Genomic DNA, 14,773 nt, shown 5'->3' with positions numbered 1-14,773 from the left:
TGGCTCAACTTTTTCCGGCCTCGTGGCGCAGGAAGTTGGCCGCGATCTTCTCACCGGTCGTGATCCAGACATCCGGGCACGACTTTGCGTAGGTCAGGAATTCGCGCAGCAGGCGCAGCCGCATCGGTCGACCGCTGCATTGTGGATGCAGCACGGTCGTCACCATCGCGCCCCAGTCTCTGGTTTCGTCGAGCTCGTCCTTCCAGATCGAGAGCACATGCTCCTTGGGGAAGATCGAGCGGGGGCTGAAGCGCGCGGACAGGCCGTGCATCCAGTCGTCATAGCTGGCGGTCACCGGCAGCTCGATCGTGCCCGGCTTGCCGTCGGCGAGACGATGCCGATAGGGCCGCACGTCGTCGCGGAACGAGGAGGTGTAGACGATGCCGTGGCGCACCAAGGCCACCCGCAGCTCCTCGGTGAACTCGCCGTAGGGCGCGCGGTAGCCGGTCGGCCTGACGCCAAGCCGGCGCTTGAGCGCCTCGAACCCGCGCTCGAGCTCCTCCTCGATCCAGGGATCGCCGGGATCGGGCAACAGATGGTGATAGCCGTGGTGGCCGATCTCGTGACCGGCCTTGAGAATGGCCTCGGCCATCGCCGGATGCGCGTCGACCGACCATCCCGTGACGAAGAAGGTCGCCTTGAGATCGAGCTGTTCGAGCAGCTCCAGGAGCTTCGGCGTGCCGACGCGTGCCTCATAGCCGCCATAGCTCATGGTGATGAGCCGCTGCGCATGCACCGCGTCCTTGCTGGTCCAGGCGCTCTCCGCGTCCACGTCGAACGACAGGAACATCGCCGAATTGTACGGCTTCGGCCAGGGGTATTCCGGCGCAGGATCCGCGGTGTTGGCTGGGGTGAGCGGAATGCTCTGGAGTGCCTTACTGTCCAGCATTGAGGGTCGCCTTTTCGAGTGCGTTGTCGGTCAGTTTCCACTTGGCAAGCAGCGTGCGATAGGTGCCGTCCGTGATCAGCGCATCGACCGCCTCCAGCATGGCTTGCTGCAGCGCCTTTTCCTTGACCGGCAGAGCGATGCCGGTGAATTGCTGCGCGATGGGCTCGCCCACGGTCGCATAGGTGCCGGGCTCGAGGTCCATGATGTAGGGCAGCGTCTCGTTGCCCTGGGCGGCGGCATCGATGCGGCCCTGCCTGAGCTGGGTGCGGGCGTCGGCCGAGCCGTCGGTGCCGACGAACTGGATCGGATTGGTGCCGCAATTCTTCTCGCTCCAGGCCGCGATCTGCGCCGGGAACATGGTGCGGCGGCTGGCGCCGACCTTCTTGCCACAGAGCGCGGCTGCGTCCTTGAACTCCGCCTTGCGCGACTGCTGCACGAAGAACTGCGGGCCGCTGCGCAAATAATCGACGAAGGACGCGATCTCGTGCCGGCTGGCATAGTCCGTGAAGCCGGACAGGATGGCGTCCACCCGCCCGGTCGAGATCGACGGCATGAACTCGGCAAAGCTGGTCTCCTGCCACTCGATCTTGACGCCGAGCTTGCGGCCGATGGCCCCGCCGAGATCGATGTCGAAGCCGGACAACGCGTTGGTGGCGGGATCGCGGAACTCCATCGGCGGATAGTTCGGCACCAGCGCGACCTTGATGCTGCCGCGCTTGGCGATCTCCGCCGGCAGCTCGACTGCCATGACCGGAGCGCTCATGGCGCCAACGAGTGCCGCCGTAACCAGAAGTCTCTTCATCGATACGCCCCCATTCAGATCACTGCCGAAAGAAATGCCTTGGTACGCTCCTCGCGCGGCGCGCCCAAGACATCGGATGCGCGCCCGTGCTCGATGATCGCGCCCTGGTCCATGTAGACGACGCGGTCGGCGACCTCGCGCGCGAAGCCGAGTTCGTGCGTCACGACCATCATGCTCATGCCGCTCCGCGCCAGCTCCTTCATGACCGCCAAGACCTCGCCGACGAGCTCGGGATCGAGCGCGCTGGTCGGCTCGTCGAACAGCATCAGCATCGGCTTCATGGCAAGCGCGCGGGCAATCGCGACCCGCTGCTGCTGGCCGCCGGAGAGCTGGGCGGGATACGCGTCCGCTTTGGCCGACAATCCGACGCGCCGCAGCAGCTCGATCGCCTCAGCGCGCACCTCGTCGGATTTTCGGCCTTGAACCTGGAGCGGACCCTCGGTGATGTTTTCGAGCGCGGTCTTGTGCGGAAACAGGTTGAAGCGCTGGAACACCATGCCGGTTTTCAGCCGTTGCCGCCCGATTTCGCGCTCGCTGAGCCGATGCAGTCGTCCGCCCTGCTCGCGCACGCCCAGGAGCTCGCCGTCGAGCCAGATGCCGCCGCTGTCGATCGCCGCGAGCTGGTTGATGCAGCGGAGCAGTGTGGTCTTGCCCGAGCCGGAGGCGCCGATCAGACACATCACCTCGCCGGGCCAGACGTCGAGCGTGACGCTCTTGAGAGCCTGGAACTCGCCGAAATTCTTGGCGACGGAGCGAATCGCGACGAGGGGTCTTGTCATCGCGCGAGCCGCAATGTGCCGCGCGCAAAACGGCGTTCGAGCAGCATCTGGAGCGGCGTCAGGATTGAGACGACGAGCAGGTACCAGAGCCCGGCCACGATCAGGAGCTCGATCACGCGCGAATTGGCGTAGTAGATGTTTTCGGCGTTGTGCAGCAGTTCCGGATACTGGATGACGCTGGCGAGCGAGGTCGCCTTCACCATGCCGATGAACTCGTTGCCAAGCGGCGGGATCACCACCCGCATCGCCTGCGGCAGCACGATCCGGCGCAGCGCACGCAGGCGTCCCATGCCAATCGCCTGCGCGGCCTCATATTGCCCGATATCGACTGACAGCATGCCGGCGCGCATCACTTCCGAGGTATAGGCACCCTGGTTGATGCCGAGCCCGAGCAGCGCGGCAAGGAACGGCGTCATGACGTCGACGGCGCGCGCACTCCACAGGCCGGGAATGCCGATGGTCGGAAACACCAGCGCGAGATTGAACCACAGCAGCAGTTGCAGGATCAGCGGCGTACCGCGGAACAACCAAGTGTAGCCGGCGGCAACGGTCTTCAGTACCGGGTTGGGCGACAGCCGCATGATCGCGACGACGACGCCAAGGAAGATACCGAGCGCCATCGCCAGCACCGCCATCACCATGGTGTTGACGATGCCCTCTATGATCACCTTTGCGGTCAGGAAGCGGCCGACATAAGACCATTCGATCTGGCCGCCCGCAAAAGCGCGCCCGATCAATGCAAGCACGAGGACGATCAGCGCCGCGCTGAGCCAGCGAAACCAGTGCGGCTCGCGCGCGACCCGCATTCCCGACAGATCGGGAAAACCCTCCGCGAGTGCCGGTGCCGGCTTCATTGCGGCGCCGCGTTCAGCATGGGCTGGGCGACCGCGTTGCCGCCAAGGCTCCATTTGTCGAGGACAGCCTTGTAGGAACCGTCGGCGATCATCGCGATGAGCTTCTCGGTCACCACTTCACGAAGCGCCGCATCGTCCTTGCGGAACATGATGCCCTGATAGCCTTTGGCAAAGGGCTCGCCGATCACGCGGTATTTGCCGGGTTCCTGCGTCTGCGCATAAGGCAGCGTCTCGCTGCCCTGTACGGCGGCGTCGATGCGGCCCTGCTTGAGCTGGTTGCGGACGTCGATCGAGTTCTCGCCCGGCACGTACTGGATCGCCGGCTTGCCGGCCGCCTCGCAATTCTGCTTGCTCCACTTCTCGATCTCGACCGGGAAGCTGGTGCTGCGGGTGGTCCCGACCTTCTTGCCGCAGAGATCGGTCGCAGCCTTGGCTTCGTTCTCCGCCATCACGAAGAACTGCGGGCCGGTCCCGAGATAATCGACGAAATCTGCGGTCTCGCGCCGCGAGGCGCGATCGGAGATGCCGGAGATGATGAAGTCGGCGCGCCTGGTCTGGAGCGACGGGATCAATTCGGCGAACGGCGTCTCGCTCCAGACGATCTTCACGCCGAGGCGCTTGGCGAGCTCGTTCGCCAGATCGACGTCGAGCCCGACGAGCTCATTCGTTGCGGGATCGCGATGTTCCATCGGCGCGTATGTCGAGTTGACCGTGAGCTTCAACGCGCCCGCTTGCTTGATCTCGGCCGGAAGCTCCGCCGCCTGCGCGGACGTGGCGGCCGTCAGCGCTGCGATGCCGAGGAAATACGAGAGGCGCGTCATATCGGCTCCTTTGCCAACGTTGTTGGAACGTCCTGTCAGTCCGCGTCGAGAACCGCGGGTTCGATGACGCCGGCGCGTTCGGTGATCACCCTGTATTGCTCCGGCCGCCGGTGCGCGGCGAAGTTGAACATCTTGTCCTTGCCCTGGCGGCAGAGGTCCAGATCGATATCGGCGACGATCACCTCGTCGGTCAGCGTTGCGGCCTGCGCGACGATGCGGCCATTGGGATCGACGATGCAGGAGCCGCCGATCAGCCCGGAGCCGTCCTCCTCGCCCGCCTTCGCCACCGAGATCGCCCAGGTCGCGTTCATATAGGCGTTGGCCTGCGTCACCAGCGTGGAGTGGAAGGTGCGCAAGGAGGCATCTTCCGTGCTACCGCCATTGGGATCATAGGCCGCCGAATTGTAGCCGATGCAGACAAGCTCGACGCCCTGCAGGCCAAGCACGCGCCAGGATTCCGGCCAGCGGCGATCGTTGCAGATCATCATGCCCATAATGGCGTGGGCCCAGGCCGAGCCGGCGCGGAAGGCCGGAAAGCCGAGGTCGCCATAGTCGAAATAGCGTTTCTCAAGCTGCTGGTAGCGCGCACCTTGTCGCGGCTCGACCGAGCCCGGCAGGTGCACCTTGCGATAGCGGCCGAGCAGCTCGCCGTCGCGGTCAACCAGGATGGCGCAATTGTAGCGGCGTCCATCCGGCGTCAGCTCGGCATAGCCAACATAGAAGCCGACGCGCAGCGCACGCGCACGGTCAAACAAGGCGGCGACGTTCGGGTTCGGCATTCCGCGTTCGAAATAATGGTCGAGCGCGTCGCCTTCGAGCAACCAGCGCGGAAAGAATGTGGTGAAGGCAAGCTCGGGAAACACCACGAGGCTGGCGCCGCGGCCGGCCGCCTCTTCCAGCAGCGCAAGCATCCGCGACAGCGTATGCTCGCGCGGATCGGCTTTTTGCGTCGGCCCCATCTGTGCGGCGGCAGCGCGAAGGACACGAACCAAGATTGCCTCCAATCTGTGCGCAGTGGCGCCTCAATGGGCGGATGAACCCTTTGATGCGACGTGCAAATCCGCGGCCATTACGCGGAAGCGGGGCTGCAAAATCAATTTGTTCTGCTATGATGTTTTGGCCCAGAGTATAATCGGCAGTGATATGAACCTGCGCCAGCTCGAGATTCTCCGCGCCGTCATCCGCCACCGCACCACGGTTGCGGCCGCCGACGAACTAGCGCTGTCGCAGCCTGCAGTCAGCAATGCGCTGAAGACGATAGAGGCGCAGGCGGGTTTTGCGCTGTTCGAGCGCGTCAACAACCGGCTGTTTCCGACCACGGAAGCGATGGCGCTCTACAAGGAGAGCGAGGCGATCTTCGCGCTGCACGCAAAGCTCGAGAACCGCGTGCGCGATCTGCGCGAGAACCGCTCCGGGCATCTCGCGCTGGTCGCGACGCCGCCGCTCGCCTACAGCATCATCCCCGCGGCGCTGTCAGGCTTCCTGCGCCGCCGCCCGGAGACGCGGGTGTTCTTCGACGTGCGGCGCTATGAGGGCATCATCGAAGGCGTGCTCAACCGCGTCGCCGAGCTCGGCTTCGCGCTCGGGCTGACACATCATCCGGGCATCGCCCATGAGGTGGTGCACACCGGCGAGATGGTCTGCGTGCTGCCGCCGCAGCACCCGCTCGCCGACCGGCCGGTGATCTCGGCAGCCGACCTGTCCGGCCTGCCCTTCATCGGGCTCGAGCGCGGCACGCGGCTTGGCGAGGCCGTGCGCGACAGTTTCGCACGCGCCGGCGCGCCGTTCCAGCCGACCGTCGAGGTGCGCTACTGCAACACGGCCTGCGTGCTCGCCGCCGCTGGCGTCGGCGCCGCGGTGGTCGATCCCTTCTCGCCACGGCAGAACGGCTGGACCGGCCTCGCCGTACGGCCGTTCGCGCCGACGACGCACGCCGTGGCCTATATGCTATGGTCGGAAGCCGAGCCGCTGTCGCGCCTGGCCAAGGCGTTTCTCAACGAGGTCCGGAAAGAGAGTGCGCTGCTGGAGCGCACAGCGCCACACCAACAACATGGGGCAGGAAGCGACTGAGCTTGACCTTTACCGGAGGGCACATGGCACGCATCACCATCATCGAGACCGGACAGGTCCCACAAAAATATCGCGAGCGCCACGGTTCGTTCCCCGACATGTTCGAGCGCATGGTCCGCGCCGAGGACCCGACAGCTACGGTCGACATCGTCAGCATCCCGAACGGCGATGCGCTTCCCGACCCGCGCAATTTGGAGGCGGTGCTGATCACCGGCGCCGCCGCCGGCGTCTATGACGGGCTCGACTGGATCGCGCCGCTGGAAGATTTCGTGCGCACCGCCTACGCCAACAGGACACCAATGGTCGGCGTCTGCTTCGGCCATCAGCTGATCGCGCAGGCGCTCGGCGGCACTGTGCGCAAGTCGGAGAAGGGCTGGGGCATCGGCCGGCACGTCTATCAGGTGCTGCCGGACAACGGCGTCATCGACGACGAAGCGGTCGCCATCGCCTGCTCGCATCAGGACCAGGTGATGGAGCCGCCCAACGATGCGCTGACGATCCTCTCCTCCGATTTCACCCCGCATGCCGGCCTGCTCTACGCCAACGGCGCGACGCTCACCCTGCAGCCGCATCCGGAGTTCGACGTGGAGTTTGCGCAAGTGTGCTGCGAGCTGCGCATCGGCAAGGCGCCGGAGGATGTCGTTGCCACCGCGAGGGAATCACTGGCGCAGCCGATGGATCACGCCAAGCTTGGTGGCGCGATTACGAGATTTCTAGCGCGCAGGTCCACCTCCTCATCCTGACGAGCGCGCTCCCGCGCGCGTCTCGAAGGATAGAGGCCCAAATGCAGCAACCGGGCCTGCATGGTTCGAGACGCCGCTTCGCGGCTCCTCACCATGAGGGGAGAGAGTTGTTTGCAAGCCTCAGAACGGATCCGTCCCCAGCCCCGCCACATCCGCAGGCCTCGGCCCCGGTGCCGGCCAGTGAAACCGCCGGTCCTTCTCCGCAATCGCGATGTCGTTGATCGAGGCTTCGCGGCGCCGCATCAGGCCGTGCTCGTCGAACTCCCACTGCTCGTTGCCGTAGGAGCGATACCACTGGCCGCTCGCATCGTGCCATTCGTATTGGAAGCGAACCGCGATGCGGTTTTCGTCGAACGCCCAGAGGTCCTTGATCAGGCGGTAGTCGTGCTCCTTCTCCCATTTGCGGGTGAGGAACGTGACGATGGCCTCGCGCCCCTGAAAAACCTCGGAGCGATTGCGCCAGCGGCTGTCCTCGGTATAGGCGAGCGAGACGCGCACCGGGTCGCGCGAATTCCAGGCATCCTCGGCCATGCGGGCCTTTTGCGCTGCGGTCTCACGGGTAAAGGGCGGGAGCGGCGGGCGCGACATGAGGGCCTCATCGGTTGGCGGGAGTGCAATCTATCGCCGCGCGCGGGGGAGTCGAGAGGGCCGTCCGCTATCGCCCGATCACGAAATCGGATCAGCCTTCATCAAGGCGCGGATCGATTTCGGGATCGGCTGGGCACGTCCGCCGCTGATGAAGGCGACCCGCACCTCGGCTTTGACCAGCACGACTTCGCCGCGCCGCACCTCCTGCGCCAGCATGATGGAGGCGCCCTTCACGGCGACCGGCCAGGTCACGACATCGAGCACGTCATCCATCCGGGCAGGCTTGAGGAAATCGAGATGCATCGAGCGCACCACGAAGGCGAAGCTTGCGTCTTCCGCCTCGGCCTGCTCGAACAATGCCTGCTGCTCGGCGCCCATCAGCCGCAGATGATTGGTCCGCCCGCGCTCCATGAAGCGCAGATAGTTGGCGTGATAGACGATGCCGGAAAACTCTGGTTTGACGATATCGCAACAGAATACCAAGTTCTTGATTTCGTTGGGGCGCTGGAGGGCGATAGCGTGAACAAGCGCAGATTTTTCTACGTCCCTTTCATGGCGAGCCGCAGCGCCTTCGGGATCAGCTTCAGTGTTCACCTAGCTCGCCTCGAGAGAAATGTCAGCCCGGCCGCGAGCATAGCGGCCCGAAGGGGCATGCGGGACGAGTGCAGCGACAACACCGGTGTTTGAGCGGTACGCGGGAACGGGGCCGTGATAACGCTCGCCACAGGCGAGCCCGTTTTCCGAGTGCCCCCGGCGAGGAGCACTTTATGGCTTGCGCGAGGCATCGTGATCCGAAGGGCCGAGACAGCATGGCTCGGCAAGCTGGCTCATAGAGCCCCGTCCGCGGAGCGGACGCGCCCACAACCTAATTAGACCCGTACTTGTGCCATGGGCGAAACCGCGGCACTTATGAGCCTGATTTCGGGAGATCCTATCGCGGACCTCACACCACTGACCCACATTAAGAACGTGTGCGGTTATTTGCGTGAGAGTTTCCGGGTTCGTTGCTCCGTCGGCGCCGCCCCTGACCGAAAGCCCAACCGATCGCTCCTGCTTTGACGGTTTCGTCCGCGGAGCCGGAGCAGGACTGGCGTGTATCGTACTCCGTCAACCCAGCTCCATGGCCTGGCCGGAATAGTCGACGAACAGCTTCTCGCCGGCGACATGGACCTGGGGACAGGATGGGCTTGAGGGGGCCGGCCCATTGCTTGGAGCGTTCGCATAGCTGAAGCAGTCGGAGTTAGGCAAAAGACCAAGGTAGCTGGGTTGCAGACTGTCAGCGGTGCGCGCCTCCTGGTTCCCCCCGATCGCAATCGCTGAAATAGCGATCACGATCGGCTGGAAACGGTGATCACGATGCTCTGGAATGGGCGATCACGATGGCTTGGACTCCGTGATCACGAACGGCTGGAACACGCACTTACCGGGCGCCCCGTCGACCTACCACGCTACTACGTCGCGACGTGGAGCGATGCCGTCAAGCTGTCGGGTGCGCAAGAGGCAGGACACCGCGCTGATCTACGCTCGCAAGCGAAGGGGCATGTCAAGGAGTTGGAGATATGTGCGACGCCGCAACCTGACGCGGCGTTTGATTCACGCATTTCTTCCAGCGCCAATGTTGCGATGCAGTTACAGCAATTTGCGTGCACGTTGTTAAGACGCAGCCGGCTCGGGGGCACTCAAGACATGGGAATAGAAATGAAGAACTTGTTGCTTATGACAGTCAGTACGGTGGCGCTTGCTGCGGTGGCCCCCGCATTCAGTGCTGATCTGCCTGCGCAACCCATCAGGCCTCTCTACACCACCGCTCCAGGACCTGTCGCGGCTGCAATCTACGATTGGAGTGCTTACTATTTCGGCGTGAACGGTGGTCTGAGCTCAGGCGAGAGTTGTTGGGAGTACCTTGGCAGCACGCCCGAGGGCTGTCATCATCCGACAGGCGGTAGCGTGGGCCTCCAGATCGGCTATCGATGGCAGATGGGCCAGATCGTGCTGGGTGTTGAGGGCCAGGGCAACTGGGCTGATTTGACCGGGTCCAATCAAAGCATCGCGTTTTCCGATACTACCAACCAGACTAAGATTGACGCGTTCGGTCTCATGACGGGGCAGATTGGTTATGCCTTCGGGAACAACGTACTTTACGGCAAAGGCGGCGCCGCAGTCACGAGCAACATCCATCAGATCAGCTCGACCGTGGCAGGAGCCAGTAGGAAAAGTGACGTTCTTTGGGGCGGTGTGTTGGGGGTCGGATTCGAGCACGGCCTCGCACCGAACTGGACGGTGGGCTTCGAGTACGACCACCTGTTCTTCCAGCCCCGCACGGCGAAATTCAGCGGGAACATTGGTGGAGCCGATCGCATCCGCGAGGGTCTCGACCTTATCACGGTACGGGTCAACTATAAGTTTGGCGGTCCGATTCTCCTGAAATATTGATCCGTACTTGTGTCGATGGCCCCGGCCTAGCCGGGGCCATTTGAAGGAAAGCATGGCCCGCTCAGAGCCCGGCCATTCAGGCAATCCGACGTGAGATTCAAGCGCGCGATCCCGGCCCTTCGCCTTTCGCTGGCCTGCGATCCCTCCTTCTCCGGACGGCAAGCTCGGCAGCACTTGGCGGGGAACCGCCGGCTCAGCGCTGGAGCACATTCGACACCGAAAGTCGGCCGTAATCGTGGACAGGGTAGTCGCAAGGGCGACGAGCTCGGAACCTGCGTCGATCCCGCGGGAATGATACTGCTTAGCTTGCGGCTGCCGCCTTGCCAGGGTAAGCGGCGCATCGCCGTCGCAATCGAGGCAGACGAGATCGTCGAACACAGCTGCCTCCGCTGAGGCGGCCACGGCAAGATCCGCCTGCAAGCGTTGAGGACATAATAGATCGGCTCATCCGCGTCTGTCGCGAACCCGGACGATAGGCAGCTCGGCTTTCCAGCATCTCACCGGCCCGTCCGATCTTTCGGATCACTCGGCCTCGCCTGCTTCGGCTACGAGCGGCAACCGAGCAGGCGAGCACCCTGCCCTCCGACATCGCCGACATCGCGCGCCAAGCGCCGATGCGGACCGAGGAGAAATCATCTATGCCGCGGGCGGGGCGCAATGACGTCAGTGACAGCCGCGGACACGGGCGACCTCATGATGAAGCAAGGCGGCATCCACAGCAGGACTGACCCGAGTTTCTCCGGCCAGGACGCCATAACCCTCGCGCTCAGATGGCATCGCTGCCGGGCGCAAGCTCCATGGCCGGGCAGACCTCTAATCTCGCGTCGCCTTGCAACCCGCCGAAACCCAGGCGGTCAGCCACGCCAGAGCGCGGGGAATAGGTTTGGAGTTCATTCTCGGTCCTTCACACCTCGAAGGGGTTCTGCAGTTCGCACCCGTAGCAACCACAACAGGATTCCTGCAGACTCCGTAGCGCGAGACGCGTCAAGACAGTTGGATCCAAGTGACCTTTTGCGGCCAGAGCTAATACCTTTTCGGCGAGGCACGCCTTCAACGAAGACGTCCGGTTTGCTTCGGGCACCATCCCGATCGCATCGTCCAGAACACCTCGCAACAAAGCGCATAGTTTGGTTTTCGGTGTCATGGCGCTAATCCAAAAACAACGGAGATCTGGCCGACCTCGGCTCCGGCCCGCCTGGCCGGTGGCCCCCGGAAAGCCGTGCGGAATAAACCTTCTTCGCTCCAGGGAGCGGGAGGAATAAGGGAGACGGCCGAGCCTTAGTACAAGAGCTAGGTTTCGGTAATGTGACAGTTCGTGCTCCGCTCATTCTGGATGCATGACGGCTTAAGAAAGCATCCTGCGGATAGGTCCTTTGGTTTTCAAGTCGACGCTTGCTGACGCTATCAACAAAAGTTCGTAAAGCATTTGGTGAGGATCGCCGAGCCGTGAATTGGGCAGCCTTAGTGGATTGCTTGTTCCGATCGCGCCAATTCCAGCTTAGGAGCTCGTCGCGCCTTTTGAGCCGGATGTGCGGCGCGGTTGCTATAGTCGGCGAGCCACGCTTGTGAATCCACGCTGCTCAATCTGGCGGTCATGTTCACGGCCAGAGCTCCGGCTCGGCGGAAACGGATTGGTCCGCAGGCTCAGAGTTGTCAAATCCCGGTTCTGGTAGTTGAAACACGACGCAACATCATCTTGAACTCTTCTGGCACGGTTCACAGTTGAGCTTACGGTGATAAGAATTTCTCTTCGAGATAATTTCGGCGTGCTCCGGCCAGCCCAGCTTGTCGCCGTCCAGGATCGCTGGTTCGAGTGGCTCGATATTCGCACCGAAACTTTCGCCCAGCTGCGCGATCCAGTGACGCTAGAACGTGCTTGGGTGCCACTGGGCTCGATTACCGTTCCGCCAGAACCAGAATGGACACCAACACATCCGGCGGTCACCAGGGCTCGCCGCCCCACATAATGCCTACCCCCCTGTTTAGCACCGTATTCCATGGAGCGGATCAAGTTTGAAGCATCCCGCATGGTCGTTCTGGCTAGTCAGTCACTGTCCGGTGCCATGTGTGACACAATTATGATTGCTCGCGGGACAACACCGTTGAGGCGTGTCTGACTCACACTGTCGAACTTACGACACGGTGGTACTTATTTGTAGAACTAGGCGGTGTGGACTCTGAGAACCCATTTCCAGGAGAAAATCAGATTCATGGCTGTTTTCTCGGAGCAAGTCTTCGGTGTCATGAACCCGCTGGGTCGACCGGAGGTCGAACGCGACGCGGCTGCTTTGTAGCTTACCCGCGGCGGCTGTAATGGCCCCTACAGCCATCCGCCGCCCCCTTGCCTCAGTCCGCGCGTTGCAACAGCACGCTAGCCCTCATCCACAACAACACGTCACGGGGGTTCCGATATGCAGTTGCTAAGTTTCTCCACGCCGAGCGCCATTCTCTCGAGCGCCCCTTCTCACAACTTAAGCAATTCAGCAGCGTTGCGACCGATTGACGCGTAACGGAAGGTCAGGTGTCCGTCAACTCCCTACAGCTATAGGAATCATGTGGCTTGCTTCCTTATCTCGATTGACGGCAGTAGCCCACCGTGGATCTTTGCCTCAAAGCTCCGCAGGCGCTGATAAATCGAGATCAGTTCGACGATCGTGCTCCAGGAGTTGACGAGATACTGAAACGAGGTTCGCACTTGCTTGAACGCGTTGAGGATCTGGTTCATCGCGCCGAGGGTGATCTTGCCCGCGATGATTGTGGGCGCAAGCAGCAGATAAGGAAAGATGACGTCAGTCTGCAGATAGACGATCCGGCCGATATTGAAGTACATGAAGTTCAGATAGAGCCGGAAGTAATTCCTGCGAATGTCTCTAAACAGTACGCTCAATGTCGGCGCATTGGCACGCGCCGTATCATCCTCGCCGAGCACGAGCTCCTTGCGATAGGCCGCTTCGACCCGCTGGTTGAAAAATTCAATTCCGGGCAGGCGGATGCCGATAAGCGCGAGAACGCCGGTGCCCAGGATTGACCAGATCACCGCGGCGAACACCAGCGGATAGGGAATCGAGCCGAACAGAGGCAACTCCGTGACGTTGCTGGACAGCCTCACCAGAACCGGCAGGAAGGCCACCAATGTCAGCACCGCGCTGATGAGATTGACGCCTAGACCTTCCATGGTGCTGGCAAAGCGCATGGTGTCTTCCTGAATCCGCTGGGAGGCGCCTTCGATCGTGCGCAGCCGCGGCCAGTTGGCGACATAAAAATCGTTCATCGCCGTGCGCCAGCGGAAGATGTAGTGGCTGACGAAGAATCGCGTCATCACGCCGACCACGACGGCCACGAGCGCTATGCCGGCAAAGGTCGACAACTCGCTGTAGAACTGCTCGACCGTGACCGGCGCCGACTTCGAAAGCGCAGCCTGGATCATGTTATAGAACGGTCCATACCAGCTGTTGATCGCGACCGAGACCTGGACCTGAAAGTAAGAGGTGAACAGGATCAGCGCCGAACCAAGAATGGACCACGTCGCCCAGGGATGCGGGGCAAATAACATCCATGCCGCCGCGAACGCCGTAACGGTCAGCGCAAAATAGAGATCAAACCACAGCGCCGAGGCCGACCAGAACGTCGCAAGCCCGACCGGCTTCTCCGGGGCTGGAAAGAGATTGCCGGCAAATACATACCAAAACGCCATCGCCAACGCCGTCCAAAGAATTGACGACGCAAAGAACAACTTTGGTCGAGGGAAGAATGAAACGAACATGCTCGCCGTCCTTTATCGACTTAGAACTTCAGCTCAGAAGATGAACTCGCCGCGGTTTCGCTAACTGTTCCTGACTTCCGGTCACCCGCCAGTCGCGTCGCACGCGCGATGCCTGAAAGGCCCCGGTCTAGCCGGGGCCTTCGATTCACCAGTCCGACTTCAGATCAATATTTGAGCAGAATCGGGCCGCCGAACTTATAGTTGAGCCGCGCAGTCACAAGATCGAAATCCTGGCGGATGCGGTCGCCGCCCAGCGAACCAGCAGCCACGACAAAGTTCACGTCGGCATCCCGCATGAACAAGTGGTCGTACTCGACGCTTACCGACCAGTTCGGCGCGAAACCGACTTCGATCCCGGCGCCCACAGTAGCACCCCAAGGGCTGCTATCAGCGCCCGCGAACTGCGCGCCCGTGACTGCGGAGTTGACTCGATACGTGTTGCTCGCCACTGCGACGCCGCCCTTGGCGTAAAACAGTACGGTGTCGAGCGCATAACCGATCTGCCCAGTCATCGTACCGAACGCACCAATCTTGCTCTGGTCGACATCGCCGAACGCAATGCTGACGTTGGATCCGCTCAGATCAGCCCAGTTCCCCTGACCTTCAACGCCCAGCACGGTCTGGCCGATCTGCCATCGATAGCCGATCTGCCCGCCGACGGTAATGCCGGTCGCATCATGACAGCCCTCAGGGGTGCGACCATTGTAGTCCCAGCAATTCGAGCTTGAGCCCAAGCCGCCGTTCACACCGACGTAGAGGCCGCTCCAGTCGTAAATTGCAGCCGCGACAGGCGGCGGAGCTTTGGAGTAGAGAGGTTGGACGGGCTGCGCAGCCAGGTCTGCACCGGATGCGGACGCAATTGCGCCAAGCGCCACAATGCTCACAGTCGTAAGCAAGAAGTTCTTCATTTCTACTCTCATGTCTTGAGTGCCCCGAGCCTCATGCGTCTTAACAACGTGCGCGCGAATTGCTGTAGCTGCGTCACAACATTCGTGCCGAAAGAAATGCGTGAACCGGACGCTGCGTTAGGT

The 14,773-nt window shown here is 62.3% G+C and carries 13 protein-coding genes; 3 read left to right on the top strand and 10 right to left on the bottom strand.

Annotated elements, in window-relative coordinates; genetic code table 11:
* Positions 1-4 precede the first annotated feature (4 nt).
* Genes RX329_RS07555 through RX329_RS07530 form a run of 6 tightly spaced genes read right to left on the bottom strand, consistent with a single transcriptional unit; the run spans position 5 to position 5,104 of the window.
* Positions 5-889, bottom strand: coding sequence for a polysaccharide deacetylase family protein (locus tag RX329_RS07555; RefSeq protein ID WP_085348935.1), 885 nt, complete (start codon positions 887-889; stop codon positions 5-7).
* Positions 876-1,691, bottom strand: coding sequence for an ABC transporter substrate-binding protein (locus tag RX329_RS07550; RefSeq protein WP_085359499.1), 816 nt, complete (start codon positions 1,689-1,691; stop codon positions 876-878). The genes RX329_RS07555 and RX329_RS07550 overlap by 14 nt, the downstream gene beginning before the upstream one ends.
* Before the next feature lie 14 nt (positions 1,692-1,705).
* Positions 1,706-2,470, bottom strand: a complete 765-nt coding sequence (locus tag RX329_RS07545; protein WP_085348937.1) for an amino acid ABC transporter ATP-binding protein — start codon at positions 2,468-2,470, stop codon at positions 1,706-1,708.
* The gene (locus tag RX329_RS07540) at positions 2,467-3,324 is read right to left on the bottom strand and encodes an amino acid ABC transporter permease (RefSeq protein ID WP_018453743.1); all 858 of its coding nucleotides are present in this window, start codon (positions 3,322-3,324) and stop codon (positions 2,467-2,469) included. Before RX329_RS07540 ends, RX329_RS07545 begins: the two co-directional genes overlap by 4 nt.
* The gene (locus RX329_RS07535) at positions 3,321-4,145 is read right to left on the bottom strand and encodes an ABC transporter substrate-binding protein (RefSeq protein WP_085359501.1); all 825 of its coding nucleotides are present in this window, start codon (positions 4,143-4,145) and stop codon (positions 3,321-3,323) included. The genes RX329_RS07540 and RX329_RS07535 overlap by 4 nt, the downstream gene beginning before the upstream one ends.
* Before the next feature lie 35 nt (positions 4,146-4,180).
* Positions 4,181-5,104, bottom strand: coding sequence for an N-carbamoyl-D-amino-acid hydrolase (locus tag RX329_RS07530; RefSeq protein WP_018453741.1), 924 nt, complete (start codon positions 5,102-5,104; stop codon positions 4,181-4,183).
* Between the two features lie 184 nt (positions 5,105-5,288).
* On the opposite strand from RX329_RS07530, the gene RX329_RS07525 reads away from it, so the two are divergent.
* Positions 5,289-6,215 (top strand): LysR family transcriptional regulator, encoded by a 927-nt coding sequence (locus tag RX329_RS07525; RefSeq protein ID WP_317245596.1) that lies wholly within the window; start codon positions 5,289-5,291, stop codon positions 6,213-6,215.
* Between the two features lie 23 nt (positions 6,216-6,238).
* Positions 6,239-6,958, top strand: a complete 720-nt coding sequence (locus RX329_RS07520) for a type 1 glutamine amidotransferase (protein ID WP_085359505.1) — start codon at positions 6,239-6,241, stop codon at positions 6,956-6,958.
* Between the two features lie 120 nt (positions 6,959-7,078).
* On the opposite strand, the gene RX329_RS07515 is transcribed toward RX329_RS07520, so the two are convergent.
* A complete protein-coding gene (locus RX329_RS07515) occupies positions 7,079-7,546 on the bottom strand; it encodes a DUF1348 family protein (RefSeq protein WP_085359507.1) in 468 nt (155 codons plus the stop codon).
* 78 nt (positions 7,547-7,624) lie between these two features.
* Positions 7,625-8,029, bottom strand: coding sequence for a YbgC/FadM family acyl-CoA thioesterase (locus RX329_RS07510; RefSeq protein ID WP_317245595.1), 405 nt, complete (start codon positions 8,027-8,029; stop codon positions 7,625-7,627).
* Positions 8,030-9,244: 1,215 nt separating this feature from the next.
* Between RX329_RS07510 and RX329_RS07505 the strand changes: the two genes are divergently transcribed.
* A complete protein-coding gene (locus RX329_RS07505; protein ID WP_317246390.1) occupies positions 9,245-9,979 on the top strand; it encodes an outer membrane protein in 735 nt (244 codons plus the stop codon).
* A 2,551-nt stretch (positions 9,980-12,530) separates the two neighbouring features.
* Here the strand turns inward: RX329_RS07505 and sbmA are convergent.
* The gene (gene sbmA, locus RX329_RS07500; protein WP_317245594.1) at positions 12,531-13,742 is read right to left on the bottom strand and encodes a peptide antibiotic transporter SbmA; all 1,212 of its coding nucleotides are present in this window, start codon (positions 13,740-13,742) and stop codon (positions 12,531-12,533) included.
* 164 nt (positions 13,743-13,906) lie between these two features.
* On the bottom strand, positions 13,907-14,650 hold the full coding sequence (locus RX329_RS07495) for an outer membrane protein (protein WP_317245593.1): 744 nt from the start codon (positions 14,648-14,650) through the stop codon (positions 13,907-13,909).
* Between the last annotated feature and the right edge of the window lie 123 nt (positions 14,651-14,773).

It is taken from the genome of Bradyrhizobium sp. BWC-3-1 (assembly GCF_032917965.1).
In the GTDB taxonomy this organism is placed as follows: Bacteria; Pseudomonadota; Alphaproteobacteria; order Rhizobiales; family Xanthobacteraceae; genus Bradyrhizobium; species Bradyrhizobium canariense_D.
Note: the sequence above shows the minus strand (reverse complement) of the source record. Positions and strands in the feature narration are given on the sequence as shown.

Coding starts and splice junctions, on each gene's coding strand:
- RX329_RS07555 (WP_085348935.1), bottom strand. CDS start 889: ATGCTGGACAGTAAGGCACTCCAGAGCATTCCGCTCACCCCAGCCAAC.
- RX329_RS07550 (WP_085359499.1), bottom strand. CDS start 1,691: ATGAAGAGACTTCTGGTTACGGCGGCACTCGTTGGCGCCATGAGCGCT.
- RX329_RS07545 (WP_085348937.1), bottom strand. CDS start 2,470: ATGACAAGACCCCTCGTCGCGATTCGCTCCGTCGCCAAGAATTTCGGC.
- RX329_RS07540 (WP_018453743.1), bottom strand. CDS start 3,324: ATGAAGCCGGCACCGGCACTCGCGGAGGGTTTTCCCGATCTGTCGGGA.
- RX329_RS07535 (WP_085359501.1), bottom strand. CDS start 4,145: ATGACGCGCCTCTCGTATTTCCTCGGCATCGCAGCGCTGACGGCCGCC.
- RX329_RS07530 (WP_018453741.1), bottom strand. CDS start 5,104: ATGGGGCCGACGCAAAAAGCCGATCCGCGCGAGCATACGCTGTCGCGG.
- RX329_RS07525 (WP_317245596.1), top strand. CDS start 5,289: ATGAACCTGCGCCAGCTCGAGATTCTCCGCGCCGTCATCCGCCACCGC.
- RX329_RS07520 (WP_085359505.1), top strand. CDS start 6,239: ATGGCACGCATCACCATCATCGAGACCGGACAGGTCCCACAAAAATAT.
- RX329_RS07515 (WP_085359507.1), bottom strand. CDS start 7,546: ATGTCGCGCCCGCCGCTCCCGCCCTTTACCCGTGAGACCGCAGCGCAA.
- RX329_RS07505 (WP_317246390.1), top strand. CDS start 9,245: ATGAAGAACTTGTTGCTTATGACAGTCAGTACGGTGGCGCTTGCTGCG.
- sbmA (WP_317245594.1), bottom strand. CDS start 13,742: ATGTTCGTTTCATTCTTCCCTCGACCAAAGTTGTTCTTTGCGTCGTCA.
- RX329_RS07495 (WP_317245593.1), bottom strand. CDS start 14,650: ATGAAGAACTTCTTGCTTACGACTGTGAGCATTGTGGCGCTTGGCGCA.